Raw genomic sequence first — 330 nt, forward strand, 5'->3', positions numbered from 1 at the left:
ATCATGCTTGGCGACGACGAGAAGTTCCCCATGACCGTCGGCCTGTTCACCCTGCTCAAGCAGGGCGCGAGCCAGCCCTCCCTCTACAACCTCGTGATCACCGGCGCGCTGCTCGCCATCGTCCCGCTCATCGCCCTGTTCCTGGTCATCCAGCGCTTCTGGAGCCTCGACCTGCTCTCCGGCGCCGTAAAGTCCTGAACACAGGGGATCGAGGGGAATCACACAGCATGAGCACAGCAGCGAGCAGGCGCCGCCCGGCGACCATCCACGACGTGGCCCGCGAGGCCGGGGTCTCGCGCTTCCCGGTGCTGGACACCTCGCGCCGGATCC

At 67.0% G+C, this 330-nt stretch carries 1 pseudogene; it reads left to right on the top strand.

The features are described from left to right. A pseudogene (locus IG02_RS0135615) lies at positions 1-198 on the top strand (carbohydrate ABC transporter permease); the annotation flags it as partial. Positions 199-330: the final 132 nt, after the last annotated feature.

Source organism: Streptomyces sp. NRRL F-5135 (genome assembly GCF_000719775.1).
GTDB lineage: Bacteria > Actinomycetota > Actinomycetes > Streptomycetales > Streptomycetaceae > Streptomyces > Streptomyces hebeiensis.